Source organism: Propioniciclava sp. (genome assembly GCF_036744435.1).
In the GTDB taxonomy this organism is placed as follows: Bacteria; Actinomycetota; Actinomycetes; order Propionibacteriales; family Propionibacteriaceae; genus Propioniciclava.
Genome location: NZ_DAIOIA010000241.1, coordinates 1424 through 1706, shown reverse-complemented (window position 1 = coordinate 1706; position 283 = coordinate 1424).

Sequence of the window (283 nt, the reverse complement as noted above, 5' to 3'; positions counted from 1 at the left end):
GCGGGGGTCCTCACGGGAGACGATCCGAGCATCCAGGGGACCGTGGCTGTCACGGACGCGGGATGCATTGGCATCACTGATACTCAGGGGGCTACCTATCCGACCGTGTGGCCGCGAGGGACCAGTCTCGTGGACGGGGCAGGGATCACGATCGCCATCTCTGGAGTCGGCGTCAGGCGACTTGGCGATCAGGTGGACGGAGCGGGCGGGTATTACGGGGTCGGCAAAAGGCCCGTGCTGGACGAGGTCGCCGACCGCTGTGCCTGGGAGGGCGAGGTCATCG